Here is a 5012-nt window from a genome sequence, read left to right as displayed (position 1 = left end):
GCAAGTAGGCGTTTCGCTGCTTGGGCGGCTGAAATCACACTAGTGGTGACTAGTGGGTTGATTCCCTTCGGCATTGGTGTCTATGCCAATTCTAGAAGCGATCTGAACCGAGTGCCGCTTAACCCCGTGCTGGTAGTCACAGAAAGAGCGATCGCCAGACCCCTAGCTCTACCTGTGAGCTATGGCATCCGTAACGTTGCATGGCCGACTAATATTTTGTGGACAATCGCCCTGTTAGCACCTGTAACTCTTTCGTGGTGGCAATTATATTTATTAGCTAAGACTGGTAGCACAATTCCGAAACGTTGGTTAAAAGTCCGGGTTGTCAACGAGCAAGGGAAGCCGCCCGGATTGGGGGCAGTTGTAATTAGAGAAGGAGTTGGGCGCTGGACTGTACCCATTTCCATCGCCTATCTGCTGTGGCGCTACAGCTTTGCTTTTCCGAATTTAGGATTATTTACATTTTTATCTTTATTAATGATTGTGGGTGAAGGGATAGGCTTACCATCACGTCGGGGGCGTCGCGCACTACACGATCAACTCGCAGGTACTTATACAATCGATGCACTCTTAAGCAACAAACAAGCTCAGTCTGCTGACGGTAACGATCAAGCAGAAGAAGAGCGGGAGGGTGAAGAATTCGCGGCAGTCGAAACCAGCCAGTCACCTAATTTGTGGCGACGAATACAGCAAAATCCTAATCTGACTTTGTTTGGGGTAGGGCTTACGAGTATGACTGCTGTGTTGGCAACTTTAATAGGTACTCAAGTTTATATTCAAATTCAACAATCCCAGCGAGCAACCGAGAAAATCAACAGCGACCAGTTCCTTGAACTTGTCAAACAATTAGCTCCCAGCTCTGGGGCGACTAATGAGCAACGCCAAAGTACAATTCTGGCTATAGGTGGTCTTAATGACCCACAATCGATTAAATTTCTGGCGGATTTATTAGTTAGCGAAACTAACCCCAGCCTTTTGGATACAATTCAACAAGCTTTGACAACTGTCGGGCCCCAAGCCATCCCGGAACTAAAAAATAAGAATCAGTTTTTGGTGAGCGAACTGGAATCTGTGGGTAGCACTGCAACCAAAGAGCGGGAATTACGCCAAGGTCGGCTACAAAGAAACCAAAGGACAATCAACAAGATTCTCTCTGTTTACAGCGGTAAAAAAATCGAGGGTGTTGACCTTAGTAGCACCCAATTAGGTCAAAGCGGTACTTCAGGAAGTTCCTTCTTCAACTTGGTACTGGACAATCTTGATTTATCAGGAGTTAAGTTTAAATCTGCAAATCTTAACCAAGCCAGCTTTAAGGGTAGCCGCTTCCGGGGTGTGGGTGAAGATGGACGTTGGGATACCTATGACGATGTAATGGCTGATTTAAGCCAAGCTCAGTTGCAGCAAGCCAATCTTACTGATGCTAACCTAAGTCGCGTCTTGATGAACCGGATTGATTTGAGTCGCGCCACTCTTAACAGAGCCAACTTATCCAACGCGCGTCTATATGATGCTAAACTCAACAGCACCCAACTAGTAGGAGCCGATCTGCGAAACGCAGTTTTGGAAAAAGCCAGCTTGACTGGGGCAGATTTAGGCGATGCCAAATTGAACGAAGCCAATCTGTATGCAGCGCGTTTAGGTCGCGCCACTGCCATCGGCACGCAATTATCTTTTGCCAACTTAACTAACACTGATTGGCAAGGGGCAGATTTATCAGGAGCTTATTTGGATCGTGCTAATCTCAGCAATGCGAACCTCAGTGCCACTCGTTTAACTGGTGTTGTTTTACGTTCTGCCCAAATGGAAAACGTTAACTTGCAAAATGCCGATCTGAGTCTTGCAGATTTACGTGGGGCAAATGTCGCTGGAGCAGATTTTAAGGGGGCAATTCTTGCTCCTAGCAAACAAGATCCAGCAGATCAATTTGTCCAAACCCCAGATTTAGGCTCAGTATCTGCCGTAGTTCAAGGGGTTGATTTTTCTCAAGCTAAAAATTTAGATGCCAAGCAATTAGCGTACATTTGTACTCAAGGAGGAATTCATCCCCGTTGCCCGTAGAATGGAGGGAGCAGAGGGGCAGAGGAGGATGAGGAGACAAAGGGAAAAGGGGACAAGGGGAAAAGGAGAATAACCTATGCCCAATGCCCCATGCCCCATGCCCAATTACCAATGACAAATGACAAATGACAAATTGGTGTGAGGAGTTGGTTATGAAGTATATTCCATCTTTGGTTTCAGTTTTGGGGGCTGGTTTGGTCTTGAGTCTGGTTAGTACTAAACCAGCACAAGCTCAAGTAGCTTATGGCAGTTATATTGGGATCGGCCCCACTGTTGGTTTTACCGATGGTATCCAATTTGGGGGAGTAATCGCGGGGCGCTACAAGCTTTTGGAAGCACCAATTTCACTCCGCACCCAAGTTTTAATTGGAAATAATACGGCTGTTGTACCAACGGTTTCTTACGATTTTCCCCTCAACTGGCAAGCTGATGCCTACCTGGGCGCTGGATTAGTGCTGGCTGGTGGTGGTTCTTCTCCTGTGGGCGATAAAATTAGTTTTGCTTTACAACCGGGCATTGATTATATGATCCCAAATAGCAATACTGTCCTTTTTGGCAATGCCATTATTGCTTTTGATGCCTACCGAGATAGCAGTGGTACAGCTATCTCCGTACAAGGTGGCGTTGGTTTAAGATTTTAAGGGACACGCTATCCCTAAGAAGCGTTAAACTTCATTGCAAATTAAGAAGTTAGTCCAAACAACGTGATAGTTTTTGGTCATGAAGAGAGACAGCACAGGATTAACACAGGAGAACACAGTGGCAATGGAATCAAATTTATTAACGGATGCGAGCGCAGATGAAGTGAATCAAGATTTCAGTGAATATGTCGCCAATCTTCAACTTCACATGACTCTGCAAGCTCGTAATCTTGTTCCAACACTGAAGCAAACACTGGTAGATAGTCGCCACCAATTACTCCATCAAACCCAAGCCCACTTTGAAAAGCTAGTTTCTCGGCAAGGGTTATAAAATATATACAAATTTTAATCAAAATTCAAATAAAATAAGGGCAGATGTTGTTGGGTCAATGCCAATGGTGTTCTCACAAGGTCTGCTTTTTCTGCTTTTTAAGTATTAAGTTACTAAAATCACCCTTTTGGCACAATAGTAGAGAGCAGAAACTAGTTAAGATTATTGCAGCAGTTCCTTCCTTTGAAGAGCAGTTAGTTAAGGCTAAATGGCGGCTCGAATAAAAATGACTTCATTACTTCCCAGAAACCTCAGCGTTATTATCCGACCAGTCCAATATCGGGATCTGGACGGAATTGAGCGCATAACTCAAGAGTCATTCGCAGCCCTTACTCCGAAGGGAGCAGGTTTTGCCATCAGCCAGATGCAAAGGCTGCGTCGCTGGTATGGATTACTCAAATTTTTAAGTTGGTTTCCTAACCCGCTACAGTATCGCCTCTGTGCTTTTGTCGCAGAGCAAGGGCGGATACTTTTAGGAATGATTCAAGTGTCACCCTTTAACCGCACACGTAGCACTTGGCGTATCGATCGAGTGTTGCTAGAGCGTGGTGTCGATAAACAAGGAATAGGTTCGCAACTTTTGCGTCATTGCTTTGAATCGATTTTGGAAGCTCGTACTTGGTTACTGGAAGTTAATATCAATGACATAGAGGCGCTGGCATTATATCGACAAAATGGATTCCAGCGTCTAGCAGAAATGACATACTGGGAAATTGGGCCAGAATTACTGGCTGAATTGGCACAAGCAGAGCCAGACTTGCCCAACCTCTTGCCTATAAGTAATGCTGATGCCCAGTTGCTATATCAACTAGATACGGCATCAATGCCACCTTTGGTGCGTCAGGTTTTTGACCGCAATACCCGCGACTTTAAAACCAGTTTGTTTGGCGCTTTAACTGATGCAGTGAAGCAATGGCTGACCAAAACAGAAGTAGTCAGTGGTTACGTATTTGAACCGCAACGCAAAGCTGCGATCGGCTATTTTCAGGTGCAACTCGATCGCAAGGGTGAAGTTCCCCATGTAGCAACGCTGACAGTTCATCCTGCTTACACCTGGCTTTATCCAGAATTACTGTCTCAACTGGCTCGCATTGCCCAAGATTTTCCCCAACAAGGGTTACAACTAGCCTCCTCAGACTATCAAGCAGAGCGAGAAGAATATTTGGAGCGAATTGGGGCAAAACGGATAGAACATACATTAGTGATGTCTCGCTCTGTGTGGCACAAGCTACGAGAGTCGAAATTCGTTTCCTTAGAAGGAATTCAGTGGACTGATATGCTACAAGGTTTACAACCAACTCGTAAACCTATACCAGGTGGAATGTCATGGATACAACCAGGAAAGTTGCCATCGTCAGATAAACCTCTGCCAAGCAAGCCAGAACCGATTAACTTTTCGGTAAAAAACCCTAGCATAGAAACATCGCCGATTACTGAATCAGCAGATGGACAGCAGGAGAATTAGTGTGATATCCCAAGAGCAACCAAAACCGTTTATTTCAGCCTTGGGACTAGATTTTGGTCGCAAGCGGATTGGTGTGGCTGGGTGCGATCGCACGGGTTTAATTGCCACGGGTATCACCACAATTGAGCGTGCATCTTTTGAGCAAGATGTCGAGCGAATCCGACAAATAGTTAATGAACGTGAGGTGCAAATTCTAGTTATGGGCTTACCTTATTCAATGGATGGCTCGCTAGGATTTCAGGCTCGTCAAGTTCAAAAATTTACTACAAGGCTTGCTAAAGCACTAAAGCTGCCTGTGGAATATATGGATGAGCGATTAACTTCATTTCAAGCAGAGCAACTGCTGATAGCTGAAAACCGCTCCCCGTCACGCCATAAAGGTTTAATTGACCGCAAGGCAGCCGCTTTGATTTTACAACAATGGCTGGATGTTAAGCGTGCCAACTCCCGCATTTCAGTTGCGGCTATTGAATATTGATACCTTTTAACATGATATTCTGAAAACGATTAGCCAGCA

5 protein-coding genes are annotated in these 5012 nt (G+C 45.2%); all 5 read left to right on the top strand.

Features of this window, described 5'->3' with window-relative positions:
* A partial coding sequence (locus IQ229_RS12700) for a pentapeptide repeat-containing protein (RefSeq protein ID WP_194044198.1) occupies window positions 1-2058 on the top strand: 2058 nt, incomplete at its 5' end.
* Between the two features lie 152 nt (window positions 2059-2210).
* A complete protein-coding gene (locus IQ229_RS12695; protein WP_194044196.1) occupies window positions 2211-2699 on the top strand; it encodes a hypothetical protein in 489 nt (162 codons plus the stop codon).
* Between the two features lie 124 nt (window positions 2700-2823).
* Window positions 2824-3030, top strand: a complete 207-nt coding sequence (locus IQ229_RS12690; protein WP_194044194.1) for a hypothetical protein — start codon at window positions 2824-2826, stop codon at window positions 3028-3030.
* A 208-nt stretch (window positions 3031-3238) separates the two neighbouring features.
* The gene (locus IQ229_RS12685; protein ID WP_194044192.1) at window positions 3239-4495 is read left to right on the top strand and encodes a GNAT family N-acetyltransferase; all 1257 of its coding nucleotides are present in this window, start codon (window positions 3239-3241) and stop codon (window positions 4493-4495) included.
* A 1-nt stretch (window position 4496) separates the two neighbouring features.
* Window positions 4497-4973, top strand: a complete 477-nt coding sequence (ruvX, locus tag IQ229_RS12680) for a Holliday junction resolvase RuvX (protein WP_409339926.1) — start codon at window positions 4497-4499, stop codon at window positions 4971-4973.
* Window positions 4974-5012: the final 39 nt, after the last annotated feature.

The organism is Nostoc cf. edaphicum LEGE 07299 (assembly GCF_015207245.1).
In the GTDB taxonomy this organism is placed as follows: Bacteria; Cyanobacteriota; Cyanobacteriia; order Cyanobacteriales; family Nostocaceae; genus Nostoc; species Nostoc edaphicum_B.
Note: the sequence above shows the minus strand (reverse complement) of the source record. Positions and strands in the feature narration are given on the sequence as shown.